At 34.8% G+C, this 25,516-nt stretch carries 21 protein-coding genes; 7 read left to right on the top strand and 14 right to left on the bottom strand.

Annotation, left to right across the window (positions count from 1 at the left end):
- Nucleotides 1-13: 13 nt before the first annotated feature.
- Nucleotides 14-286, bottom strand: coding sequence for a hypothetical protein (locus NLJ82_RS03240; RefSeq protein ID WP_000288788.1), 273 nt, complete (start codon nt 284-286; stop codon nt 14-16).
- A 15-nt stretch (nt 287-301) separates the two neighbouring features.
- Nucleotides 302-820 (bottom strand): RNase A-like domain-containing lipoprotein, encoded by a 519-nt coding sequence (locus NLJ82_RS03235; RefSeq protein ID WP_000822717.1) that lies wholly within the window; start codon nt 818-820, stop codon nt 302-304.
- A 397-nt stretch (nt 821-1,217) separates the two neighbouring features.
- Here NLJ82_RS03235 and NLJ82_RS03230 point away from each other — a divergent pair, with 397 nt between their 5' ends.
- Nucleotides 1,218-1,766, top strand: a complete 549-nt coding sequence (locus tag NLJ82_RS03230; protein WP_000852210.1) for a TVP38/TMEM64 family protein — start codon at nt 1,218-1,220, stop codon at nt 1,764-1,766.
- Between the two features lie 63 nt (nt 1,767-1,829).
- On the opposite strand, the gene NLJ82_RS03225 is transcribed toward NLJ82_RS03230, so the two are convergent.
- From NLJ82_RS03225 to NLJ82_RS03215, 3 genes are all read right to left on the bottom strand, one after another.
- Entirely contained in the window at nt 1,830-3,530 is a 1,701-nt protein-coding gene (locus NLJ82_RS03225) for a M4 family metallopeptidase (protein WP_000730387.1), read from the bottom strand.
- A 166-nt stretch (nt 3,531-3,696) separates the two neighbouring features.
- Nucleotides 3,697-3,822, bottom strand: coding sequence for an NprX family peptide pheromone (locus NLJ82_RS03220; protein ID WP_000720172.1), 126 nt, complete (start codon nt 3,820-3,822; stop codon nt 3,697-3,699).
- A 1-nt stretch (nt 3,823) separates the two neighbouring features.
- A complete protein-coding gene (locus tag NLJ82_RS03215; protein ID WP_254754634.1) occupies nt 3,824-5,035 on the bottom strand; it encodes a helix-turn-helix domain-containing protein in 1,212 nt (403 codons plus the stop codon).
- A 260-nt stretch (nt 5,036-5,295) separates the two neighbouring features.
- Between NLJ82_RS03215 and NLJ82_RS03210 the strand changes: the two genes are divergently transcribed.
- Nucleotides 5,296-6,759 carry a nicotinate phosphoribosyltransferase gene (locus NLJ82_RS03210; RefSeq protein WP_000222890.1) on the top strand — a complete coding sequence of 488 codons (1,464 nt, stop codon included), beginning with the start codon at nt 5,296-5,298 and terminating at the stop codon, nt 6,757-6,759.
- A 204-nt stretch (nt 6,760-6,963) separates the two neighbouring features.
- Here NLJ82_RS03210 and NLJ82_RS03205 read toward each other — a convergent pair whose 3' ends face one another.
- The 7 genes from NLJ82_RS03205 to fdhF all read right to left on the bottom strand — a co-directional run bounded on the left by NLJ82_RS03205 (nt 6,964) and on the right by fdhF (nt 18,513).
- Nucleotides 6,964-9,330 carry a heavy metal translocating P-type ATPase gene (locus NLJ82_RS03205; RefSeq protein ID WP_000796605.1) on the bottom strand — a complete coding sequence of 789 codons (2,367 nt, stop codon included), beginning with the start codon at nt 9,328-9,330 and terminating at the stop codon, nt 6,964-6,966.
- 23 nt (nt 9,331-9,353) lie between these two features.
- Complete coding sequence (locus NLJ82_RS03200; RefSeq protein WP_000829678.1) at nt 9,354-9,731, bottom strand: ArsR/SmtB family transcription factor; 378 nt, start codon at nt 9,729-9,731, stop codon at nt 9,354-9,356.
- A gap of 302 nt (nt 9,732-10,033) precedes the next feature.
- Nucleotides 10,034-11,449 (bottom strand): amino acid permease, encoded by a 1,416-nt coding sequence (locus tag NLJ82_RS03195; RefSeq protein WP_001284880.1) that lies wholly within the window; start codon nt 11,447-11,449, stop codon nt 10,034-10,036.
- Nucleotides 11,450-11,552: 103 nt separating this feature from the next.
- Entirely contained in the window at nt 11,553-12,686 is a 1,134-nt protein-coding gene (gene ald, locus NLJ82_RS03190) for an alanine dehydrogenase (RefSeq protein ID WP_001219742.1), read from the bottom strand.
- Between the two features lie 368 nt (nt 12,687-13,054).
- Nucleotides 13,055-14,926 carry a glycerophosphoryl diester phosphodiesterase membrane domain-containing protein gene (locus NLJ82_RS03185; RefSeq protein ID WP_001164713.1) on the bottom strand — a complete coding sequence of 624 codons (1,872 nt, stop codon included), beginning with the start codon at nt 14,924-14,926 and terminating at the stop codon, nt 13,055-13,057.
- 155 nt (nt 14,927-15,081) lie between these two features.
- A complete protein-coding gene (locus NLJ82_RS03180; protein WP_001040525.1) occupies nt 15,082-15,564 on the bottom strand; it encodes a helical membrane plugin domain-containing protein in 483 nt (160 codons plus the stop codon).
- A 12-nt stretch (nt 15,565-15,576) separates the two neighbouring features.
- The gene (gene fdhF / locus NLJ82_RS03175) at nt 15,577-18,513 is read right to left on the bottom strand and encodes a formate dehydrogenase subunit alpha (protein ID WP_000840642.1); all 2,937 of its coding nucleotides are present in this window, start codon (nt 18,511-18,513) and stop codon (nt 15,577-15,579) included.
- A gap of 300 nt (nt 18,514-18,813) precedes the next feature.
- On the opposite strand from fdhF, the gene fdhD reads away from it, so the two are divergent.
- Both fdhD and NLJ82_RS03165 read left to right on the top strand, forming a co-directional pair.
- Nucleotides 18,814-19,620, top strand: a complete 807-nt coding sequence (fdhD, locus tag NLJ82_RS03170) for a formate dehydrogenase accessory sulfurtransferase FdhD (RefSeq protein WP_000529228.1) — start codon at nt 18,814-18,816, stop codon at nt 19,618-19,620.
- 231 nt (nt 19,621-19,851) lie between these two features.
- A complete protein-coding gene (locus NLJ82_RS03165) occupies nt 19,852-20,358 on the top strand; it encodes a GNAT family N-acetyltransferase (RefSeq protein WP_000405875.1) in 507 nt (168 codons plus the stop codon).
- 355 nt (nt 20,359-20,713) lie between these two features.
- On the opposite strand, the gene NLJ82_RS28630 is transcribed toward NLJ82_RS03165, so the two are convergent.
- A complete protein-coding gene (locus tag NLJ82_RS28630) occupies nt 20,714-20,836 on the bottom strand; it encodes a hypothetical protein (protein ID WP_001068387.1) in 123 nt (40 codons plus the stop codon).
- 330 nt (nt 20,837-21,166) lie between these two features.
- Here NLJ82_RS28630 and NLJ82_RS03160 point away from each other — a divergent pair, with 330 nt between their 5' ends.
- The 3 genes from NLJ82_RS03160 (at nt 21,167) to NLJ82_RS03150 (ending at nt 24,025) form a co-directional block, all read left to right on the top strand.
- Nucleotides 21,167-21,838, top strand: a complete 672-nt coding sequence (locus NLJ82_RS03160; RefSeq protein WP_000238949.1) for a response regulator transcription factor — start codon at nt 21,167-21,169, stop codon at nt 21,836-21,838.
- Between the two features lie 65 nt (nt 21,839-21,903).
- Nucleotides 21,904-23,367, top strand: a complete 1,464-nt coding sequence (locus NLJ82_RS03155) for a HAMP domain-containing sensor histidine kinase (RefSeq protein WP_000041017.1) — start codon at nt 21,904-21,906, stop codon at nt 23,365-23,367.
- A 145-nt stretch (nt 23,368-23,512) separates the two neighbouring features.
- Complete coding sequence (locus NLJ82_RS03150; protein ID WP_000351212.1) at nt 23,513-24,025, top strand: GNAT family N-acetyltransferase; 513 nt, start codon at nt 23,513-23,515, stop codon at nt 24,023-24,025.
- Nucleotides 24,026-24,059: 34 nt separating this feature from the next.
- On the opposite strand, the gene pdxR is transcribed toward NLJ82_RS03150, so the two are convergent.
- Entirely contained in the window at nt 24,060-25,460 is a 1,401-nt protein-coding gene (pdxR, locus tag NLJ82_RS03145; protein WP_000891861.1) for a MocR-like pyridoxine biosynthesis transcription factor PdxR, read from the bottom strand.
- Between the last annotated feature and the right edge of the window lie 56 nt (nt 25,461-25,516).

The following is a 25,516-nucleotide window of genomic DNA, read 5'->3' as shown; positions in this document are numbered from 1 at the left end:
AGGCGTGATCTACTCACGCCTTTTTCTTTTGCAATAATAATAAAAAGGTTGCAAGATGGTCTTTCGTTTCTTCTAACGACCACATACGATTTCCTTGCTTCGCAGCTAATACGCACGCCTCTTCCCAAGCATCCTTTTTCTTCATATATAATAATTCATCGCGTAATTTCAAAACAATTTCTTCGTCTTCTTGCTCTATAAACTCTTCCATCACGCCTACTATTTCATCTTCATGGATACTTAACGTACAATACGATTTGAAAAAATATTGTAATGTCGTATACATATTTACTCCCCCTTCTTATTTATCAGATGGATAAGAAGTAATGATCTTATATCCTAAATCCCCTGACTTATCTCTCGCTAAAACAGTAACAGTTTTTACTAACTTGTCTTTTACATTCATATTTTTCTTTATTACCGTTTTTCCAACCGGGAATGAATGTGTTGTATTTAATACGAGACGAGCCTCTTTAGAATTTTTTAACCAATCTTGAATTTCCTTATCATGCTGCTTCAAACTATCTTTTACAGCTTTCGTCGCTGTTTCCTTGTCATAGTATGTACTTGCTGCGGATACTTTATCTGTCTTCAAGCGATTCTTCAAATCTTCTTCTGATTTGCCTACATGTCTTTCAATCGTATGACCATTTTTAGGTGGCCCTTCCATTTCATCTAAAATATTATCACTAATTTTTTCTACTGATGCCGATTGATTCCCTGTTTGTTTCTCTGTTTTTTGTTCTTTTCCTGCACATCCACTTAAGATCAGCATGAGTGCCAATAAACTACTCACGAAAAGACTACTTATTCGTTTCATCATATCACCTCTTTCATGATTATTATCGTAACTTCACTAAAAGTCAATTTCACATCGAAAAAACATACAACATTTTTTAAATTCCTCATCTATTTTGCCATATTACCACCCGTTTTTCATAAAACCGCTATTTTCGCCCCTTACATAAATATACCCCTATGTTTTTATGATTATTTCCCGAGTTAAACCTCCTCCTAAAACTATCTATTAACCTTTTAAATAAAGGTTTTATTTGCATTTTTTAAAAAGTAAAATATACCCCTTGCTTCATATACCCAATACCCATATAAGGTATAATAATGGTGTTTTTTAACGTTTTTCTACATTATGTAAATTTGTACTTGCCTACACAATAGAAATATGGTGTAATGCAAAAAAAGATAAAGGATTTTAAACAATGGCTGAAACAATTCAAAACTTCTTAACAGACTATTATTCAATCGCAATTCCACTTAGTATCTTAATCAACATAGTCATTAGCCTTTTAGGTGTTATCCCTAGTATTTTTTTGACCGCTATTAACATACAGCTCTTTGGTGTAACAAATGGAACCCTTATTTCGATCGCAGGTGAGGCATTAGGGGCTATTATCTCGTTTTATATTTATCGTATAGGCCTTCAGAAATTCACTCACAGCAAAGTAAATAAGTACCCAAAGGTAGAACGCCTACTTTATGTAGAAGGTAGAGAGGCCTTTCTACTCGTTCTATCGTTTCGATTCATACCTTTCATCCCATCAAGTATCGTGACTTTATTTGCCGCTCTAGGCAAAATGTCATTACTATCCTTCAGTATTGCCAGTACGATAGGGAAAATACCGGCTTTGTTAATCGAAGTATATTCGGCCTATCATGTTATGAACGGAACAAATGAAGCGAAGTGGATTGTGACAATCGCAGGTTGTATCGGATTATATTATTTGTGGAAAAAATGGAGAAAAAAATAAAGAAGGAGCATAGGCTCCTTCTTTATTTTTGAGGTATTTTCTTAATAGCTATCCTTAAAATCCTTAGTTAATACCAACAGCACTAAATGATTGCTTAACTGCTGCTACTTCCGCAGAATTTGCACCATATAAATCAGCTGCAGCTTGTACTGCACCAGCACGAGCTTGGCTAAATGTAGTAGATTGCGTGAAATATTGTGTGTTTGCACGGTAATAAATTGCACCTAACTTATCTTTACCAATACCAGTTACAGTTACACCGTAATGCGTACCGCCATTCGCTAATAAATAAGCTTGTTTATTAATAATGCCACTGTTTGTATGAACCCCACCGTTATCACTTGAACCAGTGTAACGCTTAGAATAATGGTCTGGATCACCATATTTCGCTGGATCACTCATAGAACGAAGTGCATCTCCTGCTTTACCAGGCGTGTAAATATCTTCACCAATCTCCCAATCTGGGTTACGGTTATCATAGAATTCTACTAAAGTACCAAAGATATCAGAAATCGCTTCATTTAATGCGCCTGATTCATTTTGATAAATTAAATTCGAGCTATTTTCCGTAACAGCATGCGTTAATTCGTGACCAATAACATCAATACCACCAGATAATGAAGTGAACGTTACACCATCACCATCTCCGTATACCATTTGTGATCCGTTCCAGAATGCATTATTATAATTGCTTCCGTAATGGACTGTTGATTTTAACGGTGCTCCTGCATCATTAATAGAGTTTCTATTAAATGTAGCTTTATAATAATCATATGTTTTACCTGCATAGTAATGAGCATCTACTGCCGCTGCATCATACGCTGCATTGAAAACATTATCTGCATCTGCCCATAATGTTCCTGGTAATGTCGAGCGGTTTTTCGCATCATATGTGAAAATTGTTGCTCCGCGTGTATTATCTTGCAAGTAGTAAGATGATCCAGATAACGTTGTATTAAGCGACTTCGTATCTCCTAATACCCCTTTACCCGTTCCTACTTTATTTGTTCCTGTTACAGGCTTTACAACTGCTTTTGCATCTTGCTTAGGAGCCTCTTGCTTAACTGGTGACTTATCATCATTCGTCACATGATCGATTGTATTAAACTTATTTAATACTTTACCGCTTTCTGCTTCAATGAAATAGTAGTAGTTTCCTGGGCTTGGATCTAAGAAGTTTAGATTTACAACGTATGCATATGTTGTTTCCTCACCGTTTTGATATACATATAAATCCGCTTTTGGTTCTACCTCATATTTAGGTGTAACCCCTAAATCTTTTTGCGCAATTTCAATCGCTTTTGTGCCTTCGATCTTATTTTTATTTTTTAACTTTTCTTTTTTGTCTAAATCAGGTGCAACTGTTCCAGACAATACTTTTAAAGAGCCATCTTTACTTACGTGAGCTACTTGCGTAGAACCCCATACAGGTACTCCTTCGTATACTTGTTGCAAACGTAATACTGTTGAATCAGTTACAGCATCTTTCTTCACTTGTTTCACTTTGAAAGAATCTTGCGCACTCTTTTCCCCTAACTTATAATCACCTTTTGCTGCGTTTAAATAATCAAACACAACAGATTCTGCTTGCTTACCAGTTGCTCCAGTTAAATCCCCAGAAATAAACTCCGGTGACTGTACTGTCTCATTGTACTTCTTAGTAGAGAGCACATTTTTAGAATCCGCAAATGCAGAGCCTGTCCCTCCAAACGTTGTAACTGCCATTCCTGTCGCTAACACTAACGCTAAACTTTTCTTTTTCATGAACCTTCCCCCTAATAAATTATTTTTTGAAAAAGAGTAGTTTCATATTAGCATTATGTTTCCACTATTAATATACTAAAAATTCAAATAATTATTTTCTCAAGTTTTGTAGAATTTTGAGGAACAAATATTGAAAAACCCCTTTCCGGTTGGAAAGGGGTTTCTGTTAAGAGTTTATTAATTCTACTACTTTTTCTCCTTGACCATAGATGTCCGATGTCCAAGCGTATTGCGGTTCCAATACCACTAATACAGCTACCAAAGCCAAAGCACCAATAATTATTTTTTTCATATTATTTTCCTCCCTTTTCTTCTAATAAATTAATTGCTAATTTATAGTAGTTATTACTTTCCTTGAATTCTAATAATTCCTCGTGATATCCTGCTAGTTCTAAATACACCATTTTTAATTCCTTTTTATTTTCTTCACCTCTAAAAAATGGAATCGCCTCAACTTCTAAAAACTTTTTATAAACATCTTTTGTTTCAAAGTATTTATTCTTAAGCATTGAAAGTATATATAACATACTTTTATACTTTTCATCCCTCTTGGCGACATCTATCCCTTTATCAATCCAATCTTTTGCTTCTTCAAATTCTTTTAATTCAATACACTGCAAAGCGATCTCATACACTGCATCAATATAATTTAAATCCTCTTCCTTTTTGTACTTTAGGCATTGTAAATAATAATCTTTTGCTTTTGCATAATCTTTTAAGTTATAGTACAAGAAGCCTAAATTATTTAAAGCAATAGCTGTTATATTTTCTTTATCAGCAAAAGAATTTGCTTCCCTCAAAATATTATTATAAATAGATAGTGCTTCATTATATTGCTTTTTTTGTATATAACTCAACGCAATAAGTAACTGGCAATTTATCACATAACGGAATTTATATTCACTCTTAAATCCTTCCATTGCTACATTAGCAAAATGTAAAGTCATATGCTCAACTTCTAATTCATTATAAACAAGAGCTAAATTGAAATATATTCCATTCTCATGATAACCTTGTTCCTTTGCCATTACTTCTGTTCGATTCAAATACTCCAATGCCTTCTTATATCTATGTTGTAAAAAATAATATAACCCTTTGCTATACGTATATAATAATTTTTGGAATGGTGAATACTTTTTGTACATCTTCTTTAAGCTCTCTAACTCTTCTTCGACAGCAGGAAAATCCCTTTTCATAATTAAATAACGTGTGTACAGCAGTTTATAATAATTTATAATTTCAAAATCCAAAACATGCTTCATTTCACCTTGCAATTCTTCATATATGCGTTCTACTTGTTGCTTGTCTAAATGAACGAGTGCATTCAACCATTCATCCAGCTTCACCTTCACATCCTCTTCTACATCTCTCAAATCCGTCACGGCAATTTCTAATCTTGCGCAGAGCAATTGTAGAATCTCTTCTGATGCTTCGATCTTTCCATTTTCGATTTTACTTAAGTATGAGACAGAACAAATGCCCTGACATAATTCTTCTTGTGTCATTTTTTACTGTAGCCGTTTGTAAAAGACTTGTTTGCCTATTTTTTCTAATGTTTGTTGCATTGTCCTCCTCCATTCTCATTTACCCCCATTACTCTAATAATACATAAAATCTTGAGAAATATAAATTGATAAATGTTAATTTTCTAAAAAATATGCATTATTTCATTTTTTTCCCTCTTGACTACACCTTCATATCCATTCTTTGCTACAAGCGGTGAAAAATTGGTATACTATAACCAAATTATGGAGGTGTTTTCGCGATGACTTATTATAAAGACGATAGCTATGCCTTACATACAGATTTATATCAAATTAATATGGCTTATACATATTGGAAAGATGGTATTCACAATCGCCGCTCGGTGTTTGATTTATACTTTCGAAAGCTTCCATTCGAGAACGGTTATGCTGTTTTTGCCGGTCTTGAAAAAATTGTAGAGTACATAGAAAACTTCAGCTTTACCGAAAGCGATATCGCTTATTTAGCAGAATTGCAATTTGAAGAAGAATTCCTTCATTATTTACAAAACATGAAATTCACTGGTACGGTTCGTAGTATGCAAGAAGGTGAAGTTGTCTTTAATAACGAGCCTTTATTACGTGTTGATGCACCGCTTGGCGAAGCACAAATTATTGAAACTGCCCTGTTAAACATTGTGAATTACCAAACATTAATTGCAACAAAAGCAGCTCGTATGAAGCACGCTGCAAATAACGATGAACTTTTAGAGTTCGGCACAAGACGTGCCCACGAGTTCGATGCAGCCCTTTGGGGCACACGAGCTGCCTTTATTGGTGGTTTCTCATCTACAAGTAACGTACGGGCTGGGAAACGCTTCGGAATACCTGTAGCTGGCACACACGCTCACTCTTTCGTTCAAGCATATCGTGATGAATATGTCGCGTTTAAGAAATATGCTGAGACACATAAAAAATGCGTCTTTCTCGTTGATACATATGACACATTAAAATCTGGTGTTCCAAATGCAATTCGCGTCGCGAAAGAGTTTGGGGATCGTATCGATTTTTATGGCATTCGCCTTGATAGTGGTGATATGGCTTATTTATCTAAAAAGGCAAGAAAACTACTAGATGAAGCCGGGTTTACAAATACAAAAATTATTGCTTCTAGCGATTTAGATGAATACACCATTATGCATTTAAAATCTCAAGGAGCAAAAATTGATGTATGGGGCGTTGGGACAAAATTGATTACGTCCTTTGAGCAACCAGCATTAGGGGCTGTTTATAAACTCGTTGCGATTGAAGATACTGATGGAAAGTTAAATGATACAATTAAAATTTCATCTAACCCTGAAAAAATTACTACTCCAGGACTAAAACGAATTTATCGCATTATCAATCGAGTGAACGATCATGCTGAAGGCGATTATATTGCTTTAGATTCTGAAGAACCAGGAAAAGAAGAGCGCTTAAAAATGTTCCATCCAGTTCACACATATATAAGTAAATTCGTAACAAACTTTGAAGCCCGTGAACTGCATAAAGACATTTTCGTTAACGGTGAAAGAACATATGAACTACCAAGTATATTAGATATTCAAAAATATAATGAACAGAGCCTCTCTCTATTTTGGGAAGAGTATATGCGAACTTTAAATCCTGAAGAGTACCCTGTCGATTTAAGTCAAGAATGCTGGGATCATAAAATGAATTACATTCAAACTGTTCGAGAACAAGTCGAAAAAAATATACAAAAATAAAACAGAGAAGCTTCTCCTTCTCTGTTTTTTTCAATACTATATGTATCTTTGTGGAAAATATATTAAAATAATAAGACAAATATTTTTTATTTGTAAATTTAAATATTAAGTTATTTATTTACAAAATAATATTTGTTATTATTTTATTGAGTCAATTTCAACAGAATAACCTAAAAAAGAGGACGCAGGTTGCGCCCTCTTTTTTTATAAATCTTTCACTCGTAGTACACGCATTGCATTTAACACTGCCAGTAGTGTCACACCAACATCTGAGAAAACAGCTTCCCACATTGTTGCAATACCGAAAGCACCAAGTAGTAAAACTAATCCTTTTACCCCTAATGCAAAGATAATATTTTGCCACACAATACGTCGTGTACGTTTTGCAATGTTTACAGCTGTTGCAATTTTTGATGGCTCATCAGTCATAATAACAATATCTGCCGCTTCAATTGCTGCATCTGATCCTAAACCACCCATCGCAATACCAACATCGGCTCTCGCTAATACCGGTGTATCATTAATACCATCACCAACGAAAGCGACTTTTTCTTTTCCATGCTTCGCTGCATCAATTTTTTCAATCTCTTCTACTTTTTGTTGCGGTAATAGTTCTGCGTGAACTTCATCTAAACCTAATTCCTTACCAACAGCTTCACCAACTGATTTTGCATCACCAGTTAACATGACTGTCTTCTTAATACCTAGTTCTTTTAACTTTTGAATTGCTTGTTTTGAATCTTCTTTTACCTCATCAGAGATAACAATATAACCTGCATATTTTCCATCTACAGCAACGTGAACTAATGTACCTACCGTTTCTGGTTGCTTAAATGTAATGTTCTCTTTTCTCATTAATTTAGCATTACCTGCAAAAATTTCTTTTCCTTGTACTTTTACGACTGTACCGTGACCAGAAATTTCGTTATAATCATCGATCATTTTTTCATCAACTGATTTTCCATATGCATTTCGAATCGATTGTGCAATTGGATGGTTAGAATATACTTCAGCAAATGCTGCATACTCTAATAATTCTTCATTTGTAATACCTTCGCTCGGTTCCATTTTTGTAACTTTGAAGACACCTTTTGTTAATGTGCCTGTTTTATCAAAAACAATATATTTCACATCATTTAAAGCTTCTAAATAGTTACTTCCTTTTACTAACACACCACTTTTAGATGCACCACCGATACCTCCAAAGAATCCAAGAGGAATAGATACAACTAACGCACATGGACAAGAGATTACTAGGAACACTAACGCTCTATAAATCCAATCAGAGAATGTAGCTCCTTCTAAAATAAGTGGTGGAATAAACGCCATGATCGCTGCTGTAATTACTACAACTGGAGTGTAGTAACGCGCGAACTTCGTAATAAAGTTTTCTGTTGGCGCTTTTTTACTGCTTGCATTTTGAACTAAATCTAAAATTTTTGATACGGTTGATTCACCAAATTCTTTTGTAACCTCAATTGTTAATACACCATTTTGGTTCACAAAACCACTTAGTACATCATTTCCAACTTCAACTTCACGTGGTACAGATTCACCAGTCAATGCTGAAGTATCTACCATTGATGTTCCTTCAACTACTTTTCCGTCTAATGGTACTTTCTCACCAGGTTTCACGATAATATAATCGCCGATTTGTACATCTTCTGGTGATACTTGTTTCGTTTCATTACCAACCTTTACATTCGCGTAATCAGGACGAATATCCATTAATGAAGTAATTGATTTTCGAGAACGGTTTACCGCAATACTTTGGAATAGTTCCCCTACTTGATAGAATAACATTACTGCAACCGCTTCTGGGTATTGTTGAATCGCGAAAGCTCCTAGTGTGGCAATTGCCATTAAGAAGTTCTCATCAAATACTTGGCCACGAGTTATGTTTCTTACCGCTCTCCAAACAATATCTCCACCGATTAATACATACGCAAGGACGAATAACGGAATTGTGATCATTTGTGGTAAGCTAGCTAATGCAGCAATTGCTGTCAAAATTCCGCCGACCACTAATCGTCCTACCATCTTTTTCACATTTGCTTCACCATGATCATGACTATGTCCATGGTCATGACCACCCTTTTCTTCACGAAGAACTTTCACATCTGGTTCTAACTTTTGAACGACATTTGTTATATTGGCTACAGTCGCTTCTAATTCTCTTTTATTCGCTACCTCAACTCGTAATTTCTTTGATACGAAATCAACAGTTGCTGTTGAAACAGTCGGCATTTCTTTCACTTTATTTTCAATCTTCATCGCACAATTTGCGCAATCTAAACCTTCTAATATAAATACTTCTTTTGCTACTTTTGTGCTTTTTTCTTCTTGCACTTTAATGTGCGGTTCTAATTTTGTAACGAGTTGTTTTGCTTCTGTAACAACTTCGTTTTCTTTATTTTGTTCTGTCTCTAAAACCATTGTTTTTGTTGCAAAATTTACAGAGCAAGAATTTACTCCTTCTATATTTCCAACACCTTTTTCGATTTTCATTGCACAGTTCGCACAATCTAAACCTTCTAACATCAGTTTCTTTTTCACTAATGCTTCAGCCATCGTTCTCCCTCCTCGCGTTCTTTTTATTCTTCCTCGTTTACGTGTTCAAACGCTTGCTCGAAGATATGAATTACGTGCTGGTCAGCTAACGAATAATAAACGACCTTTCCTTCTTTACGATTCTTTACAAGTTTCGCTTGCTTTAATACACGAAGCTGATGTGAAATAGATGATTGTGTCATTCCTAATAAATACGCTAAATCACAAACACACATTTCAGCTTCAAATAACGCATGTAATATTCTCGTACGTGTACGATCACCTAATACTTTAAATAATTCTGCTACTTTACTTAAACTTTCATCAGTCGGAATTGTTTGCTTCACTTGATCCACGATTTCCTCATGAATTACCGTTTGAGAACAAGTTTCCTGCGGTGTTTCTACTTTATTTTCAGCCATTATAGCTCACCTCTTTAATTGAACATATGAACAACTGTTCATATATCTTATACCTTTATTATATGAGCGCCTACTCATATGTGTCAATGAAATCTAATACATTTTTTTGAACATTTCGTTCACATTTTAAAAAGATCTACATATATTTTCCGCATCAATTACATTCTCATACAAAAAAAGATGTACACTTTGTACAAAAGAAAAAGCCTTGCGCGCTCCCTAGACGCACAAGGCTTACTATACTTATATCCCTTTTAATTAAGCTTTTAATTAAGCTTTTAATTAAGCTTTTAATTAAGCTTTTAATTAGCTTGTTCTAAATTATCCTGCGAACTTCCATCGTCTTTTAAATGACTATGTTTTTTCGAATAAACAAAGTATACAACTACTCCAATTGCTAACCAAATACCGAAGTAGATCCATGTTGTTAATGGTAGGTTAAACATTAAGAATAGACAACATGCGATTGAAATAATCGGTAGCGTTGGTACAAGTGGTACCACAAAGCCACGTTTTAAGTTCGGATGTGTTTTACGAAGAATAATAACTGACACACCTACCATCGCAAATGTTAACAACGCTCCAATATTCGCTAAATTCGACAATTCTTTTAAATCGATAAATCCAGCAATTAATGCACTACCAATACCCGTTAACCAAGTTGAGAATACTGGTGCTTCTGTCTTCTTATTAATTTTCGCAAATGATTTTGGTAATAAACCATCACGGCTCATCGCGAAGAATACACGTGTCGTTGCATAAATGTAAGCAAAGATTACAGCCATAATACCAATTACAGCTCCAACTGCGATTACACCAGCTACTTTATCTTGTCCTACAACTTCTAATACATATGCCATAGCTTCTGGTACATCTAATTCTTTATAAGAAACCATACCTGTCATAACGAGACAAACTACAACATAAATAATTGTACAAATAACTAACGAAGCAATAATACCAATCGGTAAATCACGTTGTGGATTTTTTACTTCTTCAGCAGAAGTTGCTAATGCATCAAATCCTAAGAAAGCGAAGAATACTGCTGCTCCTCCGGCAAAGATTCCGCTAATGCCGTATGGTGCAAATGGTGTCCAGTTTTCTGGTTGTACGTAAAACGCACCAACTGCAATGAATAAAATAACAATACCAATTTTAATTAATACCATTATGTTATTCACACGCTTACTTTCTTTCGTACCTCTTGATAGTAACCAAGTTAAAACTAATGTAATGACTACTGCTGGTAAATTCACCATTCCACCTTGTGATGGAATCTTTAACAGCTCTGTTGGAATTTCTAATCCAAATCCACTCACTAAGTTATTAAAATAACCCGTCCATCCACCAGCTACTGCGGCAGTTGTTACGACATATACAGATAGTAATGTCCATCCCATTAGGTGGGCAATAAACTCACCAATTGTCGCATATGAATATGTGTACACACTACCTGAAACCGGAAGTGTAGATGCAACTTCTGCATAACATAATGCTGCAAATCCACAAACAATCGCTGCAATCATGAATGAAAAAATAACTGCTGGACCAGCATCTCTTGCTGCTACTAATCCTGTTAATACTAGTACTCCTGTACCGATTATCGCACCAATCCCTAGCATTGTTAGGTCAAATGCCCCTAGCGTTTTCGTTAAAGTTTTACTTTTACTTTCCCCTAACAATTGCGTAACGGATTTCTTTTTAAATAGGTTGGCCACGATGTATGCCCCCTTTTGCCAAGAAGAGCTAAGAGGTATTATCTCTTAGCTCTTATCATGTTGTTTTATATATTGTTCGATTTTGTTTTGTATAATGCTTTTATTAGCAAGATACTGTTTCTGCTTCTAGTAATTCTTTAGCACCTTTGTATTCTACACCGTGAGCTTCTGCAACTGCTTCGAATGTTACATAGCCATCTAATGTGTTAATACCTTTTAGTAATGCAGAGTTGCCTAGGCAAGCTTCTTTGTAACCTTTGTTAGCAATTTGTACTGCATATGGTACTGTTACGTTTGTTAATGCAAGAGTTGATGTACGTGGAACCGCACCTGGCATGTTTGCAACTGCATAATGAACAACGCCGTGTTTTTCGTAAGTTGGGTTATCATGAGTTGTAATACGATCAGTTGTTTCGAAAATACCACCTTGGTCAATCGCGATATCTACAACAACAGAACCTGGTTCCATTGATTTAATCATTTCTTCTGTTACAAGTTTTGGTGCTTTTGCACCTGGGATTAATACTGCACCGATTACAAGATCAGACTCTTTTACAGCTTCTGCAATATTGTACGGATTAGACATTAAAGTTTTTACTTGGTTTCCGAAAATGTCATCTAATTGACGAAGACGTTCTGCACTTAAGTCGATGATTGTTACATCCGCACCTAGTCCAACTGCAATTTTAGCAGCATTTGTACCAGCTTGTCCACCACCGATGATTGTTACTTTACCACGTTTAACCCCTGGAACACCTGCAAGTAAGATACCTTTACCGCCTTTGTTCTTCTCAAGGAATTGTGCACCAATTTGTGCAGCCATACGACCAGCTACTTCACTCATAGGTGCAAGTAATGGTAAAGAACGGTTTTCTAATTGTACTGTTTCATATGCAATAGAAACAACTTTCTTTTCGATTAATGCTTTTGTTAATTCTGGTTCTGGAGCTAAGTGTAAGTATGTGAATAAGATTAAACCTTCGCTGAAGTGTTTGTATTCGCTTTCAATTGGTTCCTTAACTTTCATAACCATTTCCATGTTCCAAGCTTCTTCAGCTGTATCAACAATTTTCGCTCCTGCTTCAACATACTGAGCATCTGTGAAACCAGATCCTAAACCTGCACCCTTTTGAATGAATACTTCGTGATTGTTACGAATTAAATGTACAACACCTGCTGGTGTCATTGCCACACGGTTTTCGTTGTTTTTAATTTCTGCTGGTACCCCAATACGCATAATGAAATGCCCCCTTATAATTAACAGAAAAAAGAAAGTCTTTTTTCTTTTTGTAATAATTAATAACTTATGTCCTTATTCTAGCATAACTTAAAAGTTATGAAAACGCTAACATACTATATTTTTAAAGTTTATATATTTAGAATAGTGTAAATATATGGAACATTGATTCTATTAACCTCTTTGTTCCATCTCATTATCTATCACTCTATTTTTATTATACTCCTTCAAAATAAGTAGTAATCATTTATTATTTGACAATAATGTAACGATGTAAGAAATCTCAATGACGCCGTATACATATACAGTTGTGAATTTAAACAATACTTTAGGGATATATTCTTTCCATAAAAAACAGCTGCTAGCATTTAACTAGCAGCTGGATAACTTATAAATAACTTGGAAAATAAATCATCTGTTGTTTCCGTAATTTTATCAAACAGATCACTATCTTCCTCTTCTTGCTCTTTTAACATCTTAATTGTTTCACGTGCCGATTCAGGATAATCGGTAATGATACCATCTACGTTTAACTTATAATATCCCTTTAAACTTTCCATATCATTTACCGTCCATACGTAAATTGGCTTGTTTAACTTCCTTGCTTCTTTTACTAATTTCTTATTTAACATATATTCTTCCGCTACATAAAAATCAGCTTTCACATTCTTTAAATTGGCTCTACTTGCATACAGTATATATCCAACTTTTATATCTGGATTTGCACGCTTAAACTCTTTAATAAGCGGGTAATGTAACGTTTGAATGACACATTGTTTCTCAAATTCATTATCTTTAATCGTTTTTAATACTTTACTTACAAAATCTTTTTCGCCACCATGAAGCTTCACTTCAATATTAAGTTTGATTTTACCCTTAGCCAGCTTAATGATTTCATCAAGTGTACTTATTTGTCCTGAAAACCCATCTTGACTAAGGGTAAGCTGCCTTAACTCGTCCATCGTTAAATCCGAAACATGAACATTTGCATTGGCAAGACGCTTCAACTTCAAGTCATGTATAACTGCTAATTCACCGTCTTTTGTTTGCAGTACATCAATTTCAGCGTAGTCTGCTTTTGCATCAATAGCACCTTGAATGGCTTCTTTCGTATTTTCTACTCCTTTTGATATATACCCGCGGTGCGCCATAATAATTGGTTCTTTATATGAATTTGAAATAAACGTTACAATGAAGGCAACGACCATTCCGGCAGTAATAATTCCTACAATATATACACCAATAAATTTCCAACGATGTTTTTGGAAGAAACATTTATCTGCTTTCGTTTTCGAATAATCTAATCCTTCTTCTAATAAAACGTCCTCAACCGGAACCTTTTGTAAATACAATCGAGTAATTGCCATAATATAAAATGGTGTTACGATAAAACTAAATAGATACAATGTACTCGTTAGGAATACAGAAATCGTTGATTCTGCTAATAACGCAAATGTCCCTTTCGGGTTTGTAAATTCATAAACACCCCATAGACACAATAAATATATTCCTAAAAATATGACATACACAATTCCTATTGAAATAAAAAATCCGACTAAAAAGAATAGTACTTTAAAAAAGCTTTCTTTTACTAACGTTGCACTTTTACGTGCTGCCACGCGAAATGGCTTCTGCTCTAAAACAACAATAGGTAGAACAAAAATCCAACGAAGGTTCAAATACGCAACTACAGCAAAGAACGTATAATAACCAACTTGTCCCATCGTTGTCTTAAACAGTTCTCCTGTAATAAAGTTAGGAATTTGAATTTGCGGAATTAATGCCGTTTCATACCCCATATTTAAAAGAGGTAACAATACGACAGCATATAAAATAAATCCTGGTAAGCAATATGTGAAAAGAGTAGGTAAATACGTTACGGTTTTATATAAAATCGGACGTAATTTCACCTTTTGTCTTTTATGAGCGAAGTACGAAATAATAATAAGCACCGCAAATTCCGTAAAGATAAGAAACAGTGCTAACAATGATAAAATTACAATTGCCAAGATGCCATAAGGCGTCTTTAAAAACGCTAATAATTCATCATTCGTTGCATTTGCATAACCACCAAAATACAATAACTTATTAAAAATGATTCCAAATAGTGGAACGAACACAATCGCTGCTAATAATTTATAAGCAAGTTGAAAAGTTAATACATTCCAAAAAGCAAATTTAACTGTTTGAAAGGAATGTCTCATTACTCCTGGTATAGATAGTTTTTTACGGTGTTGCATATACTCCTCCACATTCTAAAACAATATTTGAGATGGATTCCACATTTCCAGTTCTAATCCATCTTTTTAATAATAATATATTCCGCTTAACATGAACACTCTTATACATATAATGAAAAAAGTGATGGCTATTTCCCATCACTTTTTCACTTACTCTATTTTTTCTCTAACCCTTGTCCAAATGCTTTCAAAAAGCTAAAACCGAATGTAATGGCTCTATTGATATCTGGATCTTTTAGCACTTTAAAGAAATCCATCACTTTTGTTTTTTTACCACTATTTAATTCATCTGTTGCAAATTGCAATCCAGTGACTAAGCTCGATGTAATTTGCTTCGTTACTTCTGGGTCAACTGCGGATAGTGCTTCCCCGGCACCCATCATATTGTTAAGTGCATTTTTAACTGGTTCACGATTTAATTGCTCCACAGCGATTTTTGAAACATCTTCCTTCGCAGCGAGTAAACTAATCGCCGCATCTAATATTCCAGCCTTCTGCAACTGCGCTAAAAGCTGCATCGTTTCTTCTACTGCTTCACGATTATTAGATAGCTCATTTAGAAGTTCATCTGCTACTTGCTGTTTCTGTTCTTCCTCTGTTACAACTTTCTTTTTAATTAAAGTAATTTCTTTCGCCACTATCTCCGCCCCCTAGTCCACAAGTGATACGTATTGTTTTCTTTGCCATTTTTGCTCGATTTCAACACCATTTTGCGGATTACGCTTTTTATCTCGCGGGTTTGAAGATGGTAACGGACGATTTCCTTTTTCACGTAATACACGCATTTTCACCATCGTTTGTTTGTACGCCGGTGTACACGTATAAAGGTCTGTTGCCGTCCCAGTTAAAATATTGATCGCTTCTTCATTTATTGTTGCATGCATCGGTAAGTATAGCTCTTTCCCCGTTACACGATCCGTAATAAGCGCTTGTACTTTAATTTTGCCAAATGGTGATGCTAATTCTACAAGACCACCATCTTTCACATTGCGCTCTATAGCAAGTTCAGGTGAAATTTCAACGAACACTTCAGATACTTTAGATAAAATACCAGCCGACTTATTCGTCATATTCCCTTCATGGAAATGTTCTAGCATACGTCCATTATTTAAAAGTAAATCATACTCATCTGGCGCTACAACTGGTGGTACCCATTCATCTAATGATAAACGAGCTAGTTTATCTGGGAAGTTAAATCCGTCTACATATAATAGCGGTGTATCGCTACCATCATGACTACCCCAACATAAACTATTCCATCCTTCTAGACGGTCGTACGTTGCTTGAGAGTATAACGGTGCAAGCGATGCAATTTCGTCCATAATTTCACTTGGACTTTCGTAATTCCAATCCCCGCCGAGTGCACGAGCCACTTTTTGTAAAATCCACCAATCTGGTTTTGAATCGCCAAGCGGTTTCAATACTTCATATAATCTTTGAATACGTCGCTCTGTATTCGTAAACGTTCCTTCTTTTTCTAAGCTTGGTGCCGCTGGTAAAATAACATCAGCAAAACGAGCTGTTTTTGATAAGAACATATCTTGAACAACAAGGAAGTCTAAATTCGCTAAAATATGTTGCACATGGTTCGCATTTGAATCAACTAAAGCCATTTCTTCACCCATGACATACATACCACGTAGTTTTCCTTCTTCTGCCGCAAGTAACATTGCGATATTATTTAATCCTGGTGCTTTCGGAATAGTAGTACCATATGCTTTTTCAAACTTAGCACGCAGCGTATCATCTGATACTGCTTGATAACCAGGAAGCCAGTTTGGTAATGTCGCCATATCACAAGCCCCTTGCACGTTATTATGTCCTCGTAACGGATATGCACCTGCACCAGGACGACGATAGTTCCCCGTAACAAGCAGTAAATTTGAAATGGCAGCAGATGTTGTACTTCCTCCTGTATTTTGCGTTACACCCATTCCCCAAAGTACACAAGTTCCATCTGCTTCATATACCATACGAGCCATTTCTTTCAGGTTTTCTTTCGAAATTCCCGTAATTTCTTCTGTATAATCAAGCGTATACTTTTCTAACATTGTGCTATATTCATCAAAGTTCTTCACATTTTCAGCTATGAACTTTTTATCATGCCAATCTTGATCAATAATATATTTCGTAATACCAGCAAGCCATACGTAATCTGTACCTTGGCACGGATGAATAAATAAATCCGCACGCTCTGCCATTTCATGTTTACGAAGATCTGCTACAATCAGTTTTTGCTCGTGTAATTTATGAGCACGTTTTACACGCGTCGCGAGTACAGGATGTCCTTCTGTTGGATTCGCACCAACGATAATGACAAGGCCTGCCTCCGCAATATCTTTCACTGTTCCAGCATCGCCGCCCATACCGACAGTTTTAAATAAACCATCAGTTGCTGGAGATTGGCAATAACGCGAGCAGTTATCTACATTATTTGTTCCATATATTTGACGAGCTAGTTTTTGCATAAGATAATTTTCTTCATTCGTTACTTTCGAAGAAGAAATAAATCCAAATGCATCGCTGCCGTATTCTGATTTAATATGTTGCATGTTAGAAGCCACAACTTCTAATGCTTCTTCCCAAGTAGCTTCAACAAACATATCTCCTTGGCGAATTAATGGCTTCGTAATTCGATCTTCACTATTTACAAAGTCCCATCCAAATTTACCTTTTACACATGTGGAAATGCCATTAACCGGTGCATCTGAAACAGGTTGCACTTTTAATATATGGCGATCTTTCGTCCATACTTCGAATGAACAACCGACACCACAAAATGTACAAACAGTTTTTGTTTTATTCACTTTCGTTTTACGCATCGCAGCCTCTACTTCTGAAACTGCTAAAATACTACTATATCCAGGCTCTACATCCTTTACAAAATCAATCATCGGATCTAACACATCTGATTTTAATCCTGTCATGAATCCAGCTTCACCTAACATTGATTTTTCCATTAACGCATTACATGGACATACCGTTACACACTGCCCGCAACTTACACAAGACGAGTCATTGATGCTTACACCATGATCCCATATAACACGTGGCCGATCTAGGCTCCAATCTATTGATATAGTTTCGTTAACCTGTAAGTTTTGACATACTTCTACACACTGTCCACAAGCAATACATTGATTTGGATCATACCGATAAAACGGATGTGACATATCCACTTCACAAGCACTTACTTTCGGCTCATACGGATATTTCTGTTCTTCAATTCCCATCATATGTACTGTATTATGAACTTTACAATTACCGTTATTGTTATCACATACGGTACAATACAATAAATGATTCTCTAATATTCGATCCATCGCCTCAGTCTGCGCCTCTTTCGCACGCTGTGACTGTCTTTCAATATGCATACCATTCTCGAGCTTCGTTGAACAAGCACGCATTAACTTCCCATCTACTTCTACAATACACGTATCACAAGTTTGAATTGGATCTACTTCTGGTACATGACAAATTTGAGGATGTTCCAAATTACTCTCGTTAAATAATTGTAGTATTGTCTTTTCACCTGATGCTGAAAATTCTTTACCATCTACGGTTACACGGACTGTCTGTTCTGCCATAGTTTCCCCTCTCCTTACAACCAACTGTACAACACATTTATGAATCCGTTTTCATAAATGAATTACTGTACATATTTTTGAAACGCCCTGCCCAAATACTTTTCTTATGAAGTCGATTCTAGATGTTTATAAGGCATCACTACGAAAGCTTGAAAATTTCACTATTCTACATTTCTATTATATCGTATATATACAATAATAACCAAAATAATCTGATACCTTCCTTCTAACAGCTGTTTTTATTTTTTCAATGTTTTATGATGAATGTGGGAGAAAATACATATAAAAGGGGAATTTAATATGGGGCCTACGCAAGAGACTTATACAATTGTACGTTATCAATCTGGTACATTTTCAAAACAACTTGATGAGATTGTTACAGAATCTCCTATTACTATTAAATTGAATGGTGAAGAATATGTAACAGTCGTATGTACACCAAATTATATTGAAGATATGGTAATTGGTTTTTTAATTTCTGAGGGGATTATTTCTTCCTATAAAGATATTGAAGAACTATGGGTTCAAAAAGATAACGGAATTGTCCATGTAACATCATCAAAAATAAATCCGCTCTATCAAAATTTATATAATAAACGATACATCACTTCTTGCTGCGGAAAAGGTAGACAAGGTTTTATTTTCGTTAACGATGCAGCAAAAGCAAAAGATTTACATGATATACATGTAAAAATTACTCCTGAAGAATGCTTTTACTTAATGAATACTTTACAACAATCTTCCACTACCTTTCGACAAACCGGTGGTGTTCACAATACCGCGCTATGTGATCGAAACAATATCCTCCTATCAAGAATGGATATTGGAAGACATAATGCATTAGATAAAATATATGGACATTGTTTACGCAACGATATATCTGTTAAAGGAAAAATCATTGCATTTAGCGGGCGTATTTCATCCGAAATTTTACTCAAAGTTTCAAAAATCGGATGTGAAATTGTTCTATCTAAATCCGCACCAACAAAACTAGCATTGCAACTCGCTCACGATTTAGGCATTACAGTCGTAGGATTTATTAGAAATGACTCTTGTAATATTTACACGCATCCACATCGAATTGATGGTTATCAATCGAATAACTAAAATAACTCCTCAATCGAGGAGTTATTTTAGTTATAAAAATGTAATATATTAAACACTTGAATAGTTAATAAAGTTAATATATAATTTCATTACATATTAAAAAACAAAACATTGTAGCATATATCTTTTCATTCTTTTACAAATTAAAAGAGACTGCTAACAAAACGCATACACATTCTTATATATGTAATGGATTTATTTGATTTAAAATCGACCAAGGAGGTTACAACGATGGAAATTCGCTTATTAACGACAGAGGACGCAGAAATATATTTAAAAGTTTGTATGGAAGGTTTAACGAAGAACCCGGAAGCTTTTAGCTCTTCTTATGAAGATGTTCTTAAACATGAGGATCCTGTAGCTGCTATGGCAAAACGATTAAGCAATCCGGATAAGTATACTCTTGGTGTCTTCAAAGATAACGATTTAATCGGCATTGCTACTTTAGAAACAAAGCCTTTCATTAAACAAGAACATAAAGCAAAAATCGGTTCCGTTTTTGTTTCCCCTAAAGCGCGTGGCCTTGGAGCAGGACGAGCTCTTATTAAAGCAATTATTGAAAATGCCGATAAATTACATGTAGAACAACTTATGCTCGATGTTGTAGTTGGTAACGATGCAGCAAAAAAATTATATGAGTCATTAGGTTTCCAAACTTACGGCGTACAAGAGCGTTCATTAAAACATAACGGTCAATATTGGGACGAAGAACACATGGTTCTGTTCTTAAATGATTAATACTTCAATATAGTTTTTAAAAAGCATCTTTTTATTCAGAAAGATGCTTTTTTCATTACAACAATGTAATCTTCATGTCACCTTTATCGATCGTACCAAACCTTTCCATTCATTATACTAAAAATATAAAGTGAAACTTTACTCAGTGGGAACTACATCCCACGCTGATCGCATGTACTTGATATGTAGAGGAGAATGTGACATGAAACAAAACAAACGAGCTATGCTTTTAATATTTACTACAGCAATTGTAACTTCTGGATTAGCAATTTTACCTTGGTTTATTATATAAAAATATTCCCCCTAACAACGAAAAAAGCTTATTGCTTCTTAAGAAGCAATAAGCTTTTTTATATTATAAAATCCCCAAAATTTTATTTACACAACTTATAATAATAACCATAGATACGGCAACGCAAATGACAACCGTATTACGATCTTGCTTTTCTTTTTTTGAAATTTCTTCTTTTGGATTCATGTGTATGATCTCCTTTTAAAAAAAAGTGTGAGATAGGAATTTTTTCTTATCCGATGCGAGGTGAATACGAAAACCCTCTCTATCTCACATACACAATAGAATGGAATTGTCATTTTATAAATAAAATGACATGACGTTATGTCGCAACATAGGGTATTTTGTGTCGCTACGTTTTCTATTATAAAAAATAGTTGTGCAAAACTAGTGCATTTTTTATGTCAATTACTCTGAGCGAGAAATAACTCTTCCACTCAATCACATAAAAAGAGTTTTTTATTATTTTCATGTAAACTATACAAATAGAATGAACAGTTTGGGGTGCACAAGATTATGGTAAAAATTTTATTAGTAGACGATGAAGAACGTATGTTACGATTATTAGATCTGTTCTTAAGTCCTCGTGGCTATTTTTGTATGAAAGCTACCTCTGGCCTTGAAGCACTAAAGTTAATAGAACAAAAAGACTTCGATATTATTTTGTTAGATGTAATGATGCCGAATATGGATGGATGGGATACTTGCTATCAAATCCGTCAAATTTCCAACGTTCCAATCATTATGCTAACAGCTCGTAATCAAAACTATGATATGGTTAAGGGGCTTACTATGGGTGCAGATGACTATATTACAAAACCATTTGATGAGCATGTATTAGTTGCACGAATTGAGGCTATATTACGCCGTACAAAGAAGGATGGCTTCGTTAGCTTCAATGGTATTGAGTGGGATAAAACGAAACATACTGTCACAGTTTATGATGAAAAAATCTCACTGACACCTATCGAGTTTTCATTACTTGGACTATTTTTACAAAATACAAACCGTGCTTATAGCCGAGATGATTTAATTGAAAAAATTTGGGGTTATGAAACAGATATTGAATATAGAACAATCGATTCACATATTCGTAATATCCGCGATAAATTACGTAAAAAAGGATTTCCAGTTGAAAATTACTTAGAAACTGTCTATAAAGTCGGATATAAATGGAAAAGTGAATAATTACTTAGGTCAGTGAGCAATAGTATATCACTGACCCTTTATATGAAATAAGGTATGGTGAGAAAATGAGTAAACTTTCACTTAAAATTGGGACATACTTTTTAATATTAGCTTTATGTATTGAAACAATTGCTTTTGTATCTTTTTACAAAAGCATTTCAACAATGCGGATTGAGGAAGAAACACTTGCTCTTTTAGAAAAAGGTAATCGCTATAGTAACAAAATTACACAACGCGCAAAGTGGAGTGCATTTGCTAAAGAAAAGAAACACGGCGAACGCGCTGAATACAATAAAAATCCTAAGCGTCCTATATACCCAGAGTTCGATATCGCTGATGAGGCTGAACACTTAGTTGAATCAGAATCAATCGCTAACTCTGATATAGCTATCATTATAACGGACAATAATGGAAAAATCATTTCCACTTCAGAACCTGTAACAAAGGCGATGCAAAAACAACTTACTTGTAAAACACAACATATTCCAGAAAACGGACTGGTTGTCGAAAAGAACTGGAAAAAATCAAAATTCATCACAACGGTAAGCCCACTTAATACAGCAGAGTTTCAAGGAAAGTTATATATGTTATTAAAAACATCTTTTTTAGAAAATATGTTACTTAAACTCATGAACCAATTTCTTATCATTAGTGTTTTGACAGTTATTTTAACAACTATTTCTGTCTTTGTTTTTTCTCGTGTTATTACAGAACCGCTTATAAAAATGAAGAGGGCAACAGAAAAAATGTCAAAATTAAATAAACCAATTCAATTAGGTATTAAACGGAATGATGAACTTGGAAGCTTAGCAAAAACGATTGAAGATTTGTCCAGTGAGCTAACTTATATGAAAAAAGAACGCAATGAATTTCTTGCTAGTGTCGCCCATGAACTATTAACTCCATTGACCTATATGAAAGGTTATGCGAAAGTAGCAAAGCGAGACTCTTTAACGAAAGAAGAGCGTGAAGAATACTTGCAAATCATTGAGGATGAAACAGATAGTGTAACCGATCTCGTTCAAGATTTATTTATGCTTGTACAATTAGAACAACACCAGTTTGTTATAAAAAAACAAAAAGTGCTTCTTAGGCCTTTTTTAGAGCGAATGGTTGAAAAAACAAAAACAACATTAACGAATAAGCAAATGCAACTTCATGTATACTGTAAAGAGGATTTAGAAGTATATATAGATGAAAGACGCATGGAACAAGTGATGTTAAATTTATTGCATAACGCTTATCAGCATTCACCAGAAAATACTTCTATAACAATACGTGTACTAACGGAAACAGATTATTTTACAATAAGTGTACAAGACGAAGGCGAAGGTATTCCTGTGGAAGATATCCCGCATATTTTCGATCGTTTTTATCGTGTTGATAAATCCAGAACGAGAGCTACTGGAGGAAAAGGTATCGGGCTAGCTGTTGCAAAAGAAATTGTAGAATTGCATAATGGTTCCATTCTAGTAACAAGCCAATTAGAAGTAGGAACAAACTTTATAATTGAGCTACCTTTTGAATAAGATGCGTGTGAAAACACCAGTAGTAGTAAACACTACTGGTGTTATTTTGTTCATAAAATCAGCTCATATAAGCTAAGCTTTTGAAATTATTCTTATTTCAATATAAAATAAAGGTACATTTGCAAAGATTTGGAGGGTGATATAATTGGATATCCATGTATTAACAAAAGACGAAGCGGAAATTTACTTAGAACTTCGTGTAGAAGGATTAAAGCAAAACCCTGAAGCTTTTAGCTCTTCTTATGAAGATATTATTAATAAAGAGTGTGCGATTGAATATAAGGCACAAAAATTAGCACAAGATGAAAACTATACGCTAGGTGCATTTAAAGATGGAAAATTAATCGGGGTTGCGACACTGGAAACGAAACCATATGTAAAACAAGAACATAAAGCTAAAATCGGTTCTGTATATGTGTCTCCAAAAGCACGCGGACTTGGAGCAGGAAAAGCACTTATTAAAGAATGTCTTGAACTTGCTAAATCTTTAGAAGTAGAACAAGTTATGCTTGATGTTGTTGTTGGCAACGATGGAGCAAAAAAACTTTATGAATCATTAGGATTTAAAACATTCGGTGTGCAAGAACGTTCATTAAAATATAACGGACAATATTGGGACGAAGAGCATATGGTCTTATTCTTAGATGAAAATAAATAATAAAAAACATCCTCTCGTGTATGAGGATGTTTTTTTATTTTTTTCGAAACCACGCTGTATTTAATAGTTGAATCGCTTGCGCAATTTCTTCTTCTGATAAAATCGCAAAACCAAGTAAAACTACATTTTCAGGTGCAGTATCGTCTTTGTAGTACGTAGAAACAGGATATATTTTAATACTATATTTTGCAGCTTCTTTAATTAGTTCTTCTTCTCGCATTCCATTATGCACTTTTAATAAAATGTGTAATCCCGAATCTTCCCCTATTACCTCAACACGATTAGAGAAATACTTTCCTATTTCAAAAACGAGTCGATCCCTCTTTTTCCGATAGACGACACGCATTTTATGAATATGTTTTTCCCAATAACCTTCATTTAAAAACTTTCTAATCACTTCTTGATCCATTCTTGAAACACTTTGTGTATAAAACAAATATTCCTTTTGATACTTTTTAATTAAATTCTTCGGTAATACTATATAGCTCATCCGTAGTGAGGGCAACAAAGCTTTTGATAACGTCCCCATATAAATAACTTTCCCATCTGTATCTAACCCTTGTAGTGCCGGAATTGGCTTTCCTGAATAACGGAATTCACTATCGTAATCATCTTCAATAATATACCTGTCTTCCTCTTTCTTCGCCCATTGTAAAAGCTGCGTCCTCCTCGTAATAGGCATAATCATTCCATATGGGAATTGATGAGATGGAGTTACAAATACAACATTTGCATCGCTATTTTCTAAATCTGCCATACAAATTCCGTCCCTGTCTAAAGACAACATTTGAACCTTCTCTTCTCCCTGTTCAAAAACAACCATTTTCCTATGATAACCTGGGTTTTCGACTGCATAATTACTTCCCTTCAACAATTGAAAAAGTAATTTCACTAATATTTGTGTTCCCGCTCCTAATACAATTTGACTAGCTGAACAACGCACACCTCTAGATTCATACAAATATTTTGCAATTTCCTCCCTTAAGCTCCATTCCCCTTGAGGGTGTCCAAGAAAAAGTAACTCATTATTATGTGGCTGCCATACATCATTTATAAGCTTGCGGTACATAGTGAACGGAAAACTTTTTGTATCAACCCCTGTTTGGGTGAAATCAAATTTATAGTTCCCCTCCCGAAACGGTACTTCTTCTACTTTCGCATCGCTTCCTTCTACATAAATCATTTGTTCAACTTTACATACAAAATAACCTTTTCTCGATGCCGACTCAATATAACCTTCTGCAAGTAATTGTTCGTAAGCCGCTTCTACTGTATTCTTACTCACTTGTAAATAACTCGCCAGTTTTCTTTTTGCAGGTAATTTTGTAAAAGCCGGAATCGTTCCATCTTTAATCTCTTTTTTTATATACTCATACAATTGCACATACAATGCTATTTTGCTTTTCGCATTTAAATTAGGCGTTAATTCTAACATAACATCTGACCCCTTGATAAAACTTAAATCTGATACTTTTTAGAGTACCAGAAGTT

Source organism: Bacillus paranthracis, assembly GCF_024296885.1.
In the GTDB taxonomy this organism is placed as follows: domain Bacteria; phylum Bacillota; class Bacilli; order Bacillales; family Bacillaceae_G; genus Bacillus_A; species Bacillus_A paranthracis.
This window is presented reverse-complemented; position numbering and strand designations above follow the sequence as displayed.